We start from the raw sequence: 16018 nt of genomic DNA on the forward strand, positions 1-16018 counted from the left end.
AAAATGAGACACACTTTACAAAAGACATTATATATTACCTTATTTTTCATTTTTTCCATTCAAGCACAAGAGCGTTTGAAGGACAATGCCCTTTTCAATCGAATTGATAGTTATTTGAACCAAAATGTTGCCAATGGGTATTCCGGTAGTGTCTTGGTTGCCCAAAATGGTCACATCATTTTATCAAAAGGATACGGATGGGCCGATAGGTCAAATAAAATAAAAAACACGCCGTCCACAGTGTTCAATATCGGTTCGGTTACCAAGCAATTTACGGCCGCGGCAATTTTAAAACTCTTGGAAGAGGAAAAACTGGATGTGACGGATAAAATCGAGACCTATTTTCCCGAAGCAACATCGGATAAAAAAGACATTACCATCCATCAATTGTTGACCCATACCTCCGGGGTATCGCCCCAAACAGGCGGTTTTAGATACAATGAGTCCAGCAAGAAGGCATTTTTGGAGGAATTTTTTCAAGCCGATTTATTGTATGCTCCAGGTACAAAACATACCTATGCCAACGCAAATTATATTGTTTTGGCGGCCATTGTTGAACAAGTTTCCCAACAGGATTATGAAACCTATCTCCGTGAGCAGTTTTGGAAGCCATTGCAGATGAACCATACCGGTTACAAGGGTATTTCCTTCAACAGTGAGCAATTGGCCCATGGTTATTATTTTCATTTTACCGATGGCAAGTGGAACGATTGGGGAACAACACAAAACCACCTACCCTACAACAACAATCATTGGTACAGCATAGGAAAAGGCGATATTTACTCCACCACAGAGGACTTGTACAAGTGGCATCTGGCTTTGGAACAGAACAATGTTTTGCAACCTGAAACCAAAAAGCTCATGGAAATGGCCCATACTCCAGAGAACGAGGACAAAACATCATTTTACGGCTATGGATGGGCCATTTTTAACGCCTTTGAAAACAAAAAGGTGGTTACGCACAATGGCAGTAACGGGATATTCTTTTCCGATTTTGTCCGGTTTGTGGATGATGACCTTGTGGTGATAGCACTTTCCAACAGCATACTGAACCATCAATCTGAAAATATCGCCTGGGAAATTTCGGCAACAATCATGGACGATGCACATCAACCCCGAATTGTTCCAAAAAACACCTATGAGCTGGTTTTTGATTTTATGAAAAAGAATCCCGCTGACAGAGCGAATCAATTGCCACAATTCATTGAAAACAAAACCGGGAGTGCCATTACCGATAAGGCCATTTTAAATCGAATTGGATTTAAGCAGGTTTCCGAACAGAAGGATACTAAATGGGGCATTGCTTTATTGGAACTGAATACCGTTCTTTTTCCCAACGACGGCAATCTTTGGGATTCCTTGGGCGAAGGCTATTATCTAATAAATGAGAAAGACAAAGCGGTCAAAAGTTTCGAAAAGGCCCTTTCGCTGCAACCCGAAACCAATTGTCATTGGTGTGAAAATTCAAGTAACCGTATAAGCGAACTGTCGGCAAATTGAACAATACGCCAGAAACACAAAGACGTAAAACCTATTAAAAAACACGCTATGCTATTACAACTCAACAACATTTTTAAATGGGTCAACTCCGGTGGCCAACGTATCTTTTTGTTGAAAGACATCAACTTGGAAGTAGAGGAAGGGGAATTCATCTCTATCATGGGCCCATCCGGATCCGGTAAGTCCACGCTGCTCAATGTAATCGGTATGTTGGATTCCTTTGACGAAGGCCAATACAATTTTCTGGATGAATCCGTACATACCCTAAAAGAGAAACATCGCTCCAATCTGTACAAGGAATACATTGGATTTGTATTTCAATCTTACCACTTGTTGGACGAACTTACCGTGAAGGAAAATTTGGAAATGCCGCTCATCTATAAAAATTTCAAGGGGGCAGAACGAAAAGCCATGGTGGCCGATATGTTGGATCGTTTCAACATCGTGGGCAAAAAGGATTTGTTTCCAGCACAGTTGAGTGGCGGGCAGCAACAATTGGTAGGCATTGCCCGAGCACTTATTTCCAATCCCAAATTGATCTTGGCCGATGAGCCCACAGGAAACCTTAACTCCAAGCAAGGGGAAGAAATCATGGATTTGTTCAAACAACTGAACGAGGAAGGCGTCACCATTATCCAAGTAACACATTCAGAAAAAAATGCGGAATACGGATCACGGATCATCAATCTGCTGGATGGGCGAATGATCTGATTACAAGAGCTCGAAGTCTAAAACCAAGACCAGGTAGGTCCATATTCGTGAAAATTGGTGCAATTCGTGTCAATATTTCTTCCTGGGTGATGTGCAGGGATTAAATTAATCGGCCAAGGAGGCTAGTTCGGCTCCCACCAAACTGCCCAAGGCCACTCCCATACCGCCCAAACGCACCCCACAACAAATGGAATTGGACAATTGCTTTACAATAGGTGTTTTTTGGGGACCTACGCCCATAATACCGCTCCATCGTTGAGCTATTTTGGGTTTTTGTCCGGGTAAAATCATGTGTTCAAGCAGTTCTTCCAACTTGGATTGAATGATTTCTGTTTGACCAAATTCCACGGTTTCCTCGGTCTTAAAATCAAGATTGCGACCGCCACCGAACAGAATACGGTCATCAATATTTCGGAAATAGTAGAACCCTTCATCAAAATGAAAAGTCCCTTTGATTTTTAGGTTTTTGATGGGCTCCGTAATCAAAACTTGGGCCCTTGCGGGTTGTATCGGTGCTGATTTAAGCAATTTGGTGGCAAAACCATTGGTGGCCACGAATACTTTGCGGGAATTGAACTCAAAGTCCTTGGTTGCAATGGTCGCTCCCGTACCGGTTTCGATAATGTCCATTACCTCGATACCATTTAAAATCGGAATTTCACTGGCCAAGCATTTTTGGATCAATGCATGCATCATCATACCGGTATCCAATTGGCCTTCAAATTGGTGGGTAATGTAGTGGTCTTGAATTTGCCCAAACCCAAAGGTGTTTTTGGTGCAGACAAAAGGTTTCGTTCCAAAAACCGGTTCCAACAGGTGGTTCAATTCATCCACACTATCCAAACACTGTTGAAAAAAGTCGGTGTTCCCTTTGTCAAAAAGTTCGTGCCCGCCATGCAGCTCAAACCCAATCGCCCCGTCGCCCAAAAGCTTTCGAAGGCGCTGTATGCCCTGCCATCGCTTTTGTACCAGTTGGACCACTTCATCCTTGGAATGGGTCTTAAGGTCGGACAACACCTCCGAAATGCTTCCAAAACAGGCAAACCCAGCATTTTTGGTGCTGGCCCCTTGGGGCAGACTTCCCTTTTCCAAGACCAAAATTTTACTGTTTGGGTACTTTTCCCGAAGTTGGAATGCACAATTCAATCCGACAATACCGCTGCCGATCACCGTGAAATCCACTTGAGAAAACCATGTTTTATATTCCCAATAGCTCAATTGCATAAAACAAAAACCCCGATTTGCATCGGGGTCGAAAATTAGTGTTGATCTTGATATTTTGGATCCATCTTGAAACCTTCCATGAACTTGGTGGTATAGTTGCCCGCCAAATAATCGGGATGGTCCATCAATTGTCGATGGAACGGAATGGTCGTTTTTATCCCTTCAATAACAAACTCGTCCAATGCCCTTCGCATTTTGTTGATGGCCTCCTCCCTAGTTTGGGCGGTAGTGATCAACTTGGCGATCATGGAATCGTAGTTTGGTGGAATGCTGTAACCACTATACACGTGGGTGTCCAAACGAACCCCGTGACCTCCAGGGGTATGAAGGGTGGTGATCTTACCAGGAGAGGGTCTAAAATCGTTATAGGGATCCTCGGCATTGATCCTACATTCGATGGAATGTAATTTTGGATAATAGTTTTTTCCGGAAATCGGCACGCCACCAGCCACCAAAATCTGCTCGCGGATCAAATCATAATCCACCACCTGCTCGGTGATCGGGTGCTCCACTTGGATTCGGGTGTTCATTTCCATGAAGTAGAAATTACGGTGTTTGTCCACCAAAAACTCTATGGTCCCGGCTCCCTCGTATTTGATATATTCTGCTGCCTTCACTGCCGCTTTTCCCATTTCCTCCCGCAACGAGTCGGTCATAAAAGGAGATGGGGTCTCTTCGGTCAGTTTTTGGTGTCTACGTTGCACGGAACAATCCCTTTCCGATAGGTGACAGGCTTTTCCATACTGGTCACCTACCACTTGGATCTCGATATGCCTTGGCTCCTCTATGAGTTTTTCCATGTACATACCGCCATTGCCAAACGCAGCCGTGGCTTCCTTTACGGCACTTTCAAAGTTTTTCTCTATTTCTTCCTCGGACCAAATGGCGCGCATCCCTTTTCCGCCTCCACCAGCAGTAGCCTTGATCATAACGGGGTAACCCATTTTCTTGGCTTCCTTTTTGGCGTGTTCGACATCCTTTAAAAGGCCATCAGAACCGGGAACCGTGGGAACTCCAGCTTTTTTCATGGTTTCCTTGGCCGTTGCCTTATCGCCCATTTTATCTATCTGTTCCCCAGAGGCACCAATAAACTTGATGTCGTGTTCGGCACATATTTTGGAGAATTTGGCATTTTCGGAAAGGAACCCATAACCTGGGTGTATGGCATCGGCATTGGTGATCTCTGCCGCAGCTATAATGTTGGGTATCTTCAAATAGGATTCGCTACTGGGTGCCGGCCCGATACAAACGGCCTCATCGGCAAAACGGACATGGAGGCTTTCCTCATCGGCTTTTGAGTAAACGGCCACGGTCTTGATGCCCATTTCCTTGCAGGTACGAATAATTCGCAATGCGATTTCACCCCTATTTGCAATCAATATCTTTTTAAACATAGAACACAATCTTACATTCTGAAATTCTAAATTTTAAACGGTTTTAAACAACTGGACGGGCCAGTCACCTAAAATTTAGCATCTAAAATCTGCTATGATGGGTCTACCAAGAACAATGGTTGATCGAACTCTACCGGAGAAGAATCATCGACCAATATTTTCACGATTTTACCAGAAACTTCGGATTCGATATCATTGAAAAGTTTCATGGCTTCTATCACACACAGCACATCGCCTTGCTTAATGGTGCTTCCAACCTCAACAAAAGCCGGCTTGTCCGGAGAAGGTTTTCTGTAGAAGGTTCCGATGATCGGAGATTTGATGGTAATATACTTGGAGTCTTCCGCCTTTGGAGCCTCTTGGGCTGGTGCCGCCGGTTCTTGGGCCACTTGCGTGGTAGCCACTGGAGCAACAGGGGCTTGGGCCATCGGTATTTGCTGAACAATGGTTGTTTCGGGCAAACTGGAACCTGCGCTTCCGGTACGGATGGTGATTTTAAAGTCTTCCATCTCCAATTTCACCTCGCTCGCACCAGATTTGGCGACAAACTTGATTAAACTTTGAATTTCCTTAATGTCCATCGAATTAGTTTTTGTTAGTTGTGTGATTAAGAATTATAGGCCCATTTTAAATAGATGGCACCCCATGTAAAACCTCCTCCAAAAGCGGCAAAAATCAAATTGTCACCTTTTTTGAGCTGCTTCTCGTAGTCGTACAACAACAAGGGCAAAGTGGCAGAGGTTGTATTTCCGTAACGATCGATATTGATCATTACCTTATTGGGTTCCACGCCCATTCTATTGGCCGTGGCGTCGATTATTCTTCTATTGGCTTGGTGGGGTACCAACCATTGTATGTCCTCATGGGTCAAATCGTTGCGTTCCATGACCAGTGCGGCCACATCGGCCATGTTGGAAACGGCAAATTTGAACACAGACTTACCATCTTGGTAAACGAAATGCTGCTTGTTCTTTACAGTTTCCTCTGAAGCTGGCAATATGGAGCCTCCTGCTTCAATCTTTAAGAACTGGCGCCCGATACCATCGGATCGCAGGTATTCATCCTGAAGACCCAACCCTTCATCATTGGGTTCGAAAAGAACGGCCCCTGCTCCATCCCCAAAGATAATGCAGGTGGTCCTATCGGTATAATCAATGATCGATGACATTTTATCGGCACCGATCAACAATACTTTTTTATATCTGCCGGATTCAATATAGCTGGCGGCTGTGGACATTCCATATAAAAAACTGGAACAAGCGGCCTGAAGATCATAAGCAAAAGCATTAACGGCGCCTATCTCCGAAGCAACATAAGCAGCTGTTGCGGCTACGGGAAGATCGGGGGTTGCGGTGGCCACTAAAACAAAATCGATTTCTGAGGCATCGATGCCCCTTTTTTGAAGCAAATCCTCTGCGGCCTTAATAGCCATAAACGAGGTTCCTGCGCTTTCTTCCTTCAGGATTCTTCTTTCCTTGATTCCTGTACGTGTGGTGATCCATTCGTCATTGGTATCGACCATGGTTTCCAACACTTTATTGGAAAGAACGAAATCGGGAACGTAGCCCCCTACAGCCGTAATTGCTGCTGTTGTTTTTTTCATTTTTAGCCTCTCTTTATTGTCAAAAACTTTGAAATTTGACCCAAAAGCGGTGAAAATTAGTCATTTTATATGACTTTCCCGTTAAAATCGATTCGATTTTGAAATTAACTAGGGTCCATAAAAAAACTCCCGCTACTTACGAACGGGAGTTGCTTTATTGTGAGGGAATTGCGGTTAGGCCGCAGTTTCTTCCTCTGTTTTATCGATCAAAACCTGACCACGATAGTACAATTTACCTTCGTGCCAGTGGGCTCTGTGGTACAAGTGCATTTCGCCGGTTACTGAATCCTTGGCGATGGTAGGCGCTACTGCCTTGTAATGGGTTCTTCTTTTGTCCCTTCTGGTTTTTGATGTTTTTCTTTTAGGATGTGCCATTATAAACCTATTTATCCGTTAGTAACTTTTTTAAATCGTCCCATCTGGGATCTGTTTTGTCCGATGATTCCTTTTTCTCTTTTGGCTGGAGCTCTTCCAACTTGTCCAAGATATCAGATTGCAAAGTGCCGTCCTCCACACCGGGATGAATCCTTTTTTGTGGAACGGCCAACACCAACATTTCATATATATATTGTGCAATGTTGATTTGGTACTCGCCATGTGGAATGATTAGCATTTCATCGTCTTCGTCATTGTACTCCTCACCAAATTTGATGACAAGGTGCAAATCCGATGCAATGGGTTGATCAAAAGGTTCCCCTGTTAGATCACAGTCCACATTTACAGTTCCCTCGGCCTTGATCTCCAGTTCCATCATATTGCTCATCTTTTCCAAGATGGCGGTTATGTGGATTGAAGCTCCGTTAAACTCTTGGTATTCAAAAGATTCAAAGAACGCATTATCAATCTCGTACACAAATTCATGTTTTCCCAACTTCAGGCCTGAAAAAGGGATAAAATACTCTTTCAGCTTCATCATTTCTACACTTAAGGTTTGTGTACCAGCCTTTAAAGGCGGGTGCAAAGATACTACTTATTTACAAAGTTGCAATTTCCATGCGTACAAATATCAAATTAAAGGACAACTTTTTAGCTTCCTTTCTTGATTTTGTGCTTTTGTAAGGGGTTTTGCGTCAATTCCAAGTATTCCAAACGGTTCCTGTACACTTGTATTGCCGTAAAAACCGCTTCCTTGAACGAACTTTCATCCGCTTTGCCCTTTCCGGCAATCTCATAGGCCGTTCCATGATCGGGGGAAGTGCGGACTTTGTCCAATCCGGCGGTAAAGTTTACCCCTTTTCCAAAGGAAAGGGTTTTGAACGGTATCAATCCCTGATCGTGATAGGCAGCAAGGACGGCATCAAAATTCTTATGGGTGTCCGAACCGAAAAAACTATCGGCCGAATAGGGCCCATATACCAAGGTGCCCTTATTGAACAGCTCCTGAATCGTGGGTGCCAAAACCTTATCGTCCTCTTCCCCAATGGTTCCCTTGTCACCACTATGGGGATTAATGCCCAACATCGCAATTTTTGGTCGGCGAATCCCGAAATCCATTTTCAGGGATTTTTCCATGATGGCGACCTTGCTCTTGATCAGTTTAGAGGTGATGGCATTGGCCACATCCTTCACTGGGATATGGTCTGTCAACAACCCCACTCGAAGCGTATCCGCAACCATGAACATGAGGCTCTCCCCTTTCAGTTCCTGAGCCAAATAATCGGTATGGCCGGGAAACTTGAATTCTTCAGACTGTATATTGTTCTTATTGATAGGGGCGGTCACCAAAACATCAATGGCTCCTTCCTTCAACGCTTTGACAGCAGCTTTCAACGATTTGATGGCATATTCCCCGCCCGCTTTGGTGGCTTGGCCATATTCGATGGTGGGCACCTCCTTCCACACGTTCACGATATTGATCTTTCCATCGATGGCTTGCGAGGCTTCCCTTACCCCGTTGAAGGTGATATCGATGTTCAGATCACCCTTCTGTTGTGAAATGGTCTTGTTTGACGCAAAAATGATCGGGGTACAAAATTCCAACATTCGTTCATCCTCAAAGGTCTTAAGTGCTACTTCGCACCCAATACCGTTGATGTCCCCAATGGAAATTCCAAGCTTTATTTTTTGATTTTCCTCCATATAATAATTGCCATATGGCTACTTTTGCACTACAAAACTAGTCAAATAATAATTCACATGTTCACGGGTATCATAGAGACTTTGGGGAAAGTTGAAAAGCTGGAAAAAGAAGGGGGCAATCTACACCTTACCGTATCCTCCAACATCACCTCCGAATTGAAAATCGACCAAAGTGTGGCCCATAATGGGGTTTGCTTGACGGTGGTTGCCATAGAGGGCGAGCAATATACCGTTACTGCCATTGAAGAGACCCTGAACAAGACGAACCTTGGAGAACTGGCCGTGGGTGACGCCATTAACTTGGAGCGTGCCATGGTGCTCGGCGCCCGTTTGGATGGACATATCGTACAGGGCCATGTGGACCAAACAGCAATTTGCTCATCCATTTCAGAACAAGATGGTAGCTGGGTGTTTGGTTTTGAATACGATTCCAAACTAAACAACGTGACCATTGAGAAAGGTTCCATTACCGTAGATGGGGTTAGCTTAACCGTGGTCGATTCCAAAAAAGATAGTTTCAGCGTGGCCATCATACCTTATACGTACGAGCACACACGTTTCCATACCTATAAAGTTGGGTCGACCGTGAATTTGGAATTTGATGTGGTCGGCAAATATGTGGCCCGGCTACTGGAATTGCGTAGTTAAAACACGTTCTTCATTCCCCGCCATACCTTTAACAGCACAAAAGCAGACACTACAACCAAAGCTGTCAGGCCAATGGCCAATTGGTGCCTTCCATAAATCCAATATCCGGTGGCAAACATAATGGAGTAGATCAATACCACGCCTGCTAGCATGGCCTTGATTCCTGAGGGCACACTCCACTTTTCATTGGTCTTGACGATTTCCACTTGGTCTTCATTGGCCTCCTTCACCACTTTGGACCAACCTGGCCCTCCCGGTTGAATTTTTATATAGAAACTACGGAGCACCTCTTTGCTTTCGGGTTGGGTCACAAAAGTGGCCGTTAACCAAATAATACTGGTCACCACCATGATGAACGGCAAATCGGCCCAATCTGGAAAGACTCCGGTTTCTGGGGCGAACAAAAATGCCCGCAACGAGGTGGTTTCCAACAAAACCGCCAAAATTCCAGAAGAGAACATGGCTGTAATTTCACTCCAAGAATTGATACGCCACCAGAACCAACGCAAAATGAAAATTAGTCCCGTTCCCGCACCAAAGGACAACAGCAAGTTGAACACACCCATGGCATCTTGAAGGGCCAGTGCCAAAAATGCACTTAACACCATCAACAATACCGTGGATATCCTTCCTACATTCACCATTTGTTTTTCGGTAGCCTCCGGGTTGATCTGTTGTTTATAAAAATCATACACGATATAGGAAGACCCCCAGTTCAATTGGGTGGAAATAGTGGACATGTATGCGGCAACGAGGGAGGCCAACACAATGCCCAAAAGCCCAGTGGGCAATTTGGTCATCATGGCGGAATAGGCCAAGTCATGGCCCAATTTATCTTCCGTTACATTTGGAAACGCCTCATGAATACTGGCAATGTCGGGATAGACCACCAACGATGCCAACGCGACCAAAATCCATGGCCATGGCCGAAGGGCATAATGCATGATATTAAAAAAGAAGGTGGCACCAATGGCATGATTTTCATTTTTGGCCGCCAACATTCGCTGTGCAATATAGCCACCGCCGCCCGGTTCGCCGCCAGGGTACCATGAACTCCACCATTGCACCGCCAAAGGAATAACCAACGCGGTAATCAATGCTTTTTTATCGTTGAAATCGGGAAGTATGCTCAACTTTCCTTTTACATTTTCATTTTCCAACACAGCCTGTAATCCCCCTACTTCTGGCAAATTGACAAGATAGATTGCGGCGCCAATGGCCCCTGCCATCGCCACAAAAAATAGAAAGAAATCACTGTAGACCACTCCCTTGAACCCTCCAAGGGCACTAAAAATTACAGTAATAAGGCCAGCGCTTACCACCGTCACCCAAGGATCCAGCCCCAACATGACGCCCCCAATTTTTATGGCTGCCAACGTAACGGATGCCATAGTGATCACATTAAAAAGCACCCCGAGATAAATCGCCCGGAACTTTCTTAAAAAACGGGCCGGTTTACCTCCATATCGTATGGCATAAAACTCCAGATCTGTATTAACGTTCGATTTCCGCCAAAGCTTTGCGTACACAAAAACAGTCAACATCCCTGTCAATAAAAAACACCACCAGCCCCAGTTTCCGGAAACACCGTTGGAGCGCACCAAATTGGTCACCAAATTTGGGGTGTCCGTAGAAAAGGTAGTGGCGACCATGGACAATCCCAACAGCCACCAGGGCATGCTACGTCCCGATAAAAAGTATTCCGTTGAACTCTGTCCCGATTTTTTGGAAACGTAAATTCCGATGAAAAGTACAAGGGCAAAAAACCCAAAGATGATGATGTAATCTAAAAGTTCTAGTTTCATTTGTTTAGTTTGGCTGCAGCTAAAGATAGCTTTTTTGGGCTACTTTTGTATACGACCAATATTTCCCCATGTTACTTTTTTCCCTATCCGATATTTCGATTGCCGCCTGGACCATGGCAGCGACCGCGGTTTTTTTGATGGGTATCTCCAAAGCTGGGTTGAAGGGCATGTCCATTTTTAACGTAACGCTTATGGCGTTGGCTTTTGGTTCACGAGCCTCGACCGGACTTTTTATTCCCTTATTGCTGGTGGGCGATGTGTTTGCAGTGATTTATTATAACCGCCATACGCAATGGAAATACATCTTAAAATTTATTCCTTGGATGATTGCCGGGATATTGATCGGGGTTTATGTGGGCAAGGATCTGCCCGAACAGGAATTCAAATGGGGGATGGTGATCGTCATCTTTTTGAGTTTGGGGCTTTTGCTGTGGTGGGACCGAAGAAAATCGGAAAGTGTGCCGAGTCATTGGTTGTTTTCTGGCTCCATGGGGATTTTGGCCGGCATTTGTACCATGATCGGGAATTTGGCGGGGGCCTTCACCAATATCTTCTTTTTGGCCATGCGGTTGCCCAAAAACGAGTTCGTGGGCACGGCAGCGTGGCTGTTTTTGATCACCAACCTCTTCAAGTTGCCCTTCCATATTTGGGTGTGGGAAACCATTTCTGCCGAAAGTCTGGCGATTAACCTGCGGTTGCTACCTGCCATTTTTGCCGGATTGTTACTGGGGGTGTTTTTGGTGAAAAAAATCAACGAAAAAAACTACAAGCGTTTTATATTGGTGGTCACCGCCATTGGGGCCATTGCAATTCTTTTCAGATAATACGACCCATTGATTCTATCATTGATTTAAACCAACTATTCCTACTAAATGATTCTTCATCAATTGTAATACCCCATTTATCAATTCGATTGACTAAAAAGCATGTAATACGCTACATTGTGATGACAAAGTATTTCTGAATGGAAAAATTTGATAATCTTATAAGGGTGGATTTGGAAATTCACAAAAGCGCCAACAATGATGATTGGGAAAGATATGATGCCGCACTGCCAATGTTGTCACTTCAACTTTTTAAAAACAATATTGGAAGCTGGATTGGAAGGGAAACCTACATTTGGGAGTCAGAGGAAGGCTATGTTACAACCAATTATTGGTATGTACTTGAATCTGGGATTGGATTGGCAAAAGAACTATTTGAACGAATTGTCAACAATTTCGACCTAAAATCCGTTACGCAGCTATTAACTAGTGAAGCCTTCGATCCAGAATACAATTTTAAGCAAGAACTAATTGAGACCGAAACATTGGAATGGAGTTGGTTTCGGGACTAAAACAAACACCCCACTGATCAATGGGGTGTATACTATTCAACATGTTGTTAATTTGCTATTCCGAAGCGCCTTGGTAAATGGCATTGAAAATCAGTTTGTAGGTGCCTCTTGGCTGCCCACGGAATTGGGGTCTAAAGGCAAACAAAATGCATGATCCCTTGCCGTATTTCGCTTCCACCATGGCCGGTTTTTTGGCAATGTAGCGCTCTTCGCCCATGGCCCAACCGCTCATCAGCAGGTTTTTGGCCGCATAGGTGGCAATGACCTTCACATCAGGTGCAGGGGCATCTTTAATATCCTCCTTGCCCCCTTCGCCAGTTTTGCTCTGCTTGTCGATCACAAACGCTCGGCTACGGTTAAAGGAAACGGCCACGGTGTCCTTCATACCAAATGCCAACGGATTTTTGGTGTCGATTCCGGTTCGGATCAAGGATCCGGGTATAAAGAAGTTCTTGCTGTCCGCCCCTTCCACTGCATCGCGCAAGGGTAGACCAAATTGTTCAATCACAAAATCACTGGCTTCGTCAAAGGTAATTAGGGTGCCTCCATTTTTCACATAGGTGCTCAAAGCCATGGAACCGTCCAAACCAATTCCTCCGGTAAATTTCTCGGGCATGTCCAACACACTGTGCCCGTGCAAAATAGATTTTGGCCGTTGGGAAGGTATAATGATTGCATCGTATTTGGATAGGTCTTTTGTCTTGATATCGGCATCGTGCAAGGTGTCCATATCAAAGGCATATTCATCCATCACGAAGCGGGTCCAACCTTCATCCATATTGGCCACCCAAGATTTGTACAATCCCACTTTGGGTAGATGGATCTTGGTCAATTGTACTTCGGGTTTGGCCATCAATCCGGTAAACTCCAATCCATATTCATTGGCCAAGGATTCCATCAACGCTTTATCGCCGGAAACCACAAAAGATCCTGCGGGAAAATCGACCTTGCCGGCTTTGAAACCGGTCATGGCCTTGTAAGCCGTACCGCCGGCCTTCAATATTTTATTGGTCGCGGCCACCGATGCATTGGTGTTCACATTCAATGCATATCCAAAAGAACCGCTTCTATTTACACTTCCTTCGTAATAACCCACCAAGCCGGACACTTTCTCGGTCGGGGCCTTAAATGGTTCGGCAACGCGATCCACTTCGATGCCCATTTGAAGAGGCAGCGTCCATCCTGCCAAATCATACGGCGTATCCGGTGGGCCACCAGGGTATTGGAAACGGGTCGGGTAGTTTTGCTTCTCCATCAGATCCATCAAATAGGGCCTAAATGCTTGTCCTGTATAGATTACAAAGGACCCTTTTTCGTATTTTTTGTCGTTTACGGTAAAGTCTTTGGTGGCCTGTTCCACTTCTACGCCCCCGCGCAACAAAACATTGATCAGGTTAACGGATTCGAAGGCATCCCATTGGTTCTTATCGATGATGTAGGCATACAGTCCTTCGGTAGTGCCTTTATCAATGGCAGACTTGCCCATCTTATATATATTGTAGAGGTAATTCTCCTTACGGTCCGCTGCCAAATCCAAAGTGGCCCAAGTAGCGGTCAACATATAATCCACAGCATCGCGAAAGTGTGATTCTCCGCCCTTCCATGGGTCGGGATACATGATGTCCGTACCATCTGTTGGGGTTCCACCAGCCACGGTCTTGGGTAATTTTTCGGGATCATAAAACCGTGGTGTCGGGGTGGTATGACCAGTTTCGGTCAAGATCCCGATCATGTTGTGATAATAGGGAACCGTACGCCCCCCTCCGTTCCAGAACATGGTGTAAAAGTTGTCTGCAATGGCTCCGGGCATGTTTTCCAATGAAAAACGTTTGGACATGGCAGAACCCACTTCACTTACCCCAGCTGTAACCGCAGGATGAATTTTTGGATTTACGGGGTCTGCATAGGGCGGAATGGAAATCTTGGTCCAAGCCGGTGAGGATTGATGGTGGTTGTACACAATTTGTGGGTACCACTCGTTGTACAAGATTTTGGTCACGTTATAGGTTTCGGGCATATTGTTCATGAACCAGTCCCTGTTATTATCGTGACCCATATAATAATGGTATAGAATCGGTGGGCGCGAGGTTTCGTATGGCGTACCCATATTTTTGCGGTACCAATCCACTACAATATCCAACCCATCCGGATTCATAACCGGCATAAGGAGGGTGATCACATTTTCCCGGATTTTTTGCATTTCTGCGGTTTCGGAAGTAGCCAAGGTATAGGCCAACTCGGAGGTCATTTGCCCGTGCGCCAGTTCGGTGGAGTGCATACCCCCATCTATCCAAACTATGGCCTTTCCTTCTTGGGACAGTTGTACAGCCTCGGCATCATCCACGGTGGCACGGGCCAACTTGGTGCTGATGTTTTTCCATTTATCCAGTTGGGCCAAATTGGCTTCCGTGGAAATGAAGAGCAAATACATTTTTCGTCCCAGCACTGTTTCGCCAATCTCAATTTTCTTAACTCGATCAGAGGCTTGGTCCAATTTCGTCAGGTAATCTTCGATTTGGGCATAATCGGCCAATTTGTAATCGTCCCCTACCCGAAAACCGTACACATCTTTGGGCGATGGTACTTGTTGTGCCACGGAAAAGGAACTACTGGCCAAAGTAAGTGCTGCAGCAAACAGCACCGATTTGAGGTTTGTGGTTCTAAATGTCATTTTTTTGAATTAGTTATTATTGGAACTGAAATTTACGCAATTACGTTCAGGAAATTAAATTGAAGGATGTCCAATTGAATATCTTCATGTAATTTCTGTGGTTTTGAAAATAAGATGCCTTTAAAAGACAAATTTTTTAATCCATTATACTTTTAAATGATTGAACTTCAGTTTTAAATTCAGCCATAAAAAAAGCCTCCCGATCGGGAGGCTCTTTGTTTTATGCTTGGTTGAACTTTTGCTATTCCGACCAGGCCTTTCCACCGGTAAGGGTGTCCAGGTCGCCACAGGCGATGTACTCCCCGGGTATGGGAAGGTAGGCAAGCACCTCCTCGCCCACGTACTCCGAGGACTTGTAGGCCCATGTGGCCAGGTCCCTCAGTTCGTTGGCAAAGGTGAAGCGCGCCACCTCGTCGTCCAGGGTGGCCTCGCCGCCCTCCATGACGGCCTGCATATAGTTCATCACCGCCTCCATGTGCAGCTCCTCCTCCTCATCGGTGCGCTTGCGCAGGTAGGTGGCCAACACCGGCTCGATGTCCCCTGCCTCTATCTCCGAAAGGTTCTCCTTGCCGGAGCCCTCCAGGACCTTGGCGTAGAACCGCTCCATCTTCATCATCACGTAGTCCCGTTGTTCAAGGGGCATCACCTCGTCCAGGTAGGCATCGATGAAGGCGTGCACGTTCACCTCGGTGGCCGAGGGGGTATCGGTCTTGGGAAGGATCACGTCCACGGTGCGGGCCAGGGCCTGGCCCTGTTCCCTGCTCAAAAAGCCGGGGACCCATTCGGCATAGGCCGGCTTGTCCTTGCAGCTCTGCAGCAGGCTTAACAGTGTGGGGGTGGCCACGGCGTAGCCGAAGGCCAATCCCATGTTCTTGAGTGCTGATCTTCTTTCCATTATATGTTTCCTTTTTTGAGTTCCTGTGCCGCGTGGTTTGCGGCCCTTGCGGTAAATGCCATATAGGTGAGCGATGGGTTCACGCAGCTGGCCGAGGTCATGAAGGCCCCGTCGGTCACGTAGACGTTCTTGCAGGCGTGCACCTGGTTGTA

Annotated in this window: 16 protein-coding genes; 5 read left to right on the top strand and 11 right to left on the bottom strand. The window is 45.5% G+C overall.

Annotated features, from left to right (window positions below):
* Positions 1-3 precede the first annotated feature (3 nt).
* A complete protein-coding gene (locus tag EO131_RS03535; RefSeq protein ID WP_127018958.1) occupies positions 4-1500 on the top strand; it encodes a serine hydrolase domain-containing protein in 1497 nt (498 codons plus the stop codon).
* Positions 1501-1548: 48 nt separating this feature from the next.
* The gene (locus EO131_RS03540; protein ID WP_127018959.1) at positions 1549-2211 is read left to right on the top strand and encodes an ABC transporter ATP-binding protein; all 663 of its coding nucleotides are present in this window, start codon (positions 1549-1551) and stop codon (positions 2209-2211) included.
* A 105-nt stretch (positions 2212-2316) separates the two neighbouring features.
* Here the strand turns inward: EO131_RS03540 and EO131_RS03545 are convergent, their stop codons facing one another.
* The 7 genes from EO131_RS03545 to pdxA all read right to left on the bottom strand — a co-directional run bounded on the left by EO131_RS03545 (position 2317) and on the right by pdxA (position 8511).
* A complete protein-coding gene (locus EO131_RS03545) occupies positions 2317-3435 on the bottom strand; it encodes an NAD(P)/FAD-dependent oxidoreductase (RefSeq protein ID WP_127018960.1) in 1119 nt (372 codons plus the stop codon).
* A gap of 35 nt (positions 3436-3470) precedes the next feature.
* Positions 3471-4829, bottom strand: coding sequence for an acetyl-CoA carboxylase biotin carboxylase subunit (gene accC / locus EO131_RS03550; RefSeq protein WP_127018961.1), 1359 nt, complete (start codon positions 4827-4829; stop codon positions 3471-3473).
* Between the two features lie 92 nt (positions 4830-4921).
* Positions 4922-5410, bottom strand: coding sequence for an acetyl-CoA carboxylase biotin carboxyl carrier protein (accB, locus tag EO131_RS03555; RefSeq protein WP_127018962.1), 489 nt, complete (start codon positions 5408-5410; stop codon positions 4922-4924).
* A gap of 26 nt (positions 5411-5436) precedes the next feature.
* A complete protein-coding gene (locus tag EO131_RS03560; protein ID WP_127018963.1) occupies positions 5437-6432 on the bottom strand; it encodes a beta-ketoacyl-ACP synthase III in 996 nt (331 codons plus the stop codon).
* A 174-nt stretch (positions 6433-6606) separates the two neighbouring features.
* On the bottom strand, positions 6607-6807 hold the full coding sequence (gene rpmF, locus EO131_RS03565; RefSeq protein ID WP_072876398.1) for a 50S ribosomal protein L32: 201 nt from the start codon (positions 6805-6807) through the stop codon (positions 6607-6609).
* Positions 6808-6814: 7 nt separating this feature from the next.
* Positions 6815-7348, bottom strand: a complete 534-nt coding sequence (locus EO131_RS03570; protein ID WP_127018964.1) for a YceD family protein — start codon at positions 7346-7348, stop codon at positions 6815-6817.
* Positions 7349-7458: 110 nt separating this feature from the next.
* The gene (gene pdxA / locus EO131_RS03575) at positions 7459-8511 is read right to left on the bottom strand and encodes a 4-hydroxythreonine-4-phosphate dehydrogenase PdxA (RefSeq protein WP_127018965.1); all 1053 of its coding nucleotides are present in this window, start codon (positions 8509-8511) and stop codon (positions 7459-7461) included.
* 57 nt (positions 8512-8568) lie between these two features.
* Here pdxA and EO131_RS03580 point away from each other — a divergent pair, with 57 nt between their 5' ends.
* A complete protein-coding gene (locus EO131_RS03580) occupies positions 8569-9159 on the top strand; it encodes a riboflavin synthase (protein ID WP_127018966.1) in 591 nt (196 codons plus the stop codon).
* On the opposite strand, the gene EO131_RS03585 is transcribed toward EO131_RS03580, so the two are convergent.
* Positions 9156-10964, bottom strand: a complete 1809-nt coding sequence (locus EO131_RS03585; RefSeq protein WP_127018967.1) for a sodium:solute symporter family protein — start codon at positions 10962-10964, stop codon at positions 9156-9158. The genes EO131_RS03580 and EO131_RS03585 overlap by 4 nt on opposite strands.
* A gap of 68 nt (positions 10965-11032) precedes the next feature.
* Here EO131_RS03585 and EO131_RS03590 point away from each other — a divergent pair, with 68 nt between their 5' ends.
* Both EO131_RS03590 and EO131_RS03595 read left to right on the top strand, forming a co-directional pair.
* On the top strand, positions 11033-11788 hold the full coding sequence (locus tag EO131_RS03590) for a sulfite exporter TauE/SafE family protein (RefSeq protein ID WP_127018968.1): 756 nt from the start codon (positions 11033-11035) through the stop codon (positions 11786-11788).
* Positions 11789-11928: 140 nt separating this feature from the next.
* Positions 11929-12300, top strand: a complete 372-nt coding sequence (locus tag EO131_RS03595) for a hypothetical protein (RefSeq protein ID WP_127018969.1) — start codon at positions 11929-11931, stop codon at positions 12298-12300.
* 55 nt (positions 12301-12355) lie between these two features.
* Here the strand turns inward: EO131_RS03595 and EO131_RS03600 are convergent, their stop codons facing one another.
* From EO131_RS03600 to EO131_RS03610, 3 genes are all read right to left on the bottom strand, one after another.
* Entirely contained in the window at positions 12356-14971 is a 2616-nt protein-coding gene (locus EO131_RS03600) for a M14 family metallopeptidase (protein WP_127018970.1), read from the bottom strand.
* Between the two features lie 241 nt (positions 14972-15212).
* Positions 15213-15866 carry a gluconate 2-dehydrogenase subunit 3 family protein gene (locus tag EO131_RS03605; RefSeq protein WP_127018971.1) on the bottom strand — a complete coding sequence of 218 codons (654 nt, stop codon included), beginning with the start codon at positions 15864-15866 and terminating at the stop codon, positions 15213-15215.
* Positions 15866-16018 (bottom strand): GMC oxidoreductase (locus EO131_RS03610; RefSeq protein WP_164731602.1); only part of this gene is annotated, 153 nt, incomplete at its 5' end. The genes EO131_RS03610 and EO131_RS03605, both read right to left, overlap by 1 nt.

The sequence above is a fragment of the Flagellimonas beolgyonensis genome, assembly GCF_003992615.1.
Lineage (GTDB): Bacteria > Bacteroidota > Bacteroidia > Flavobacteriales > Flavobacteriaceae > Flagellimonas > Flagellimonas beolgyonensis.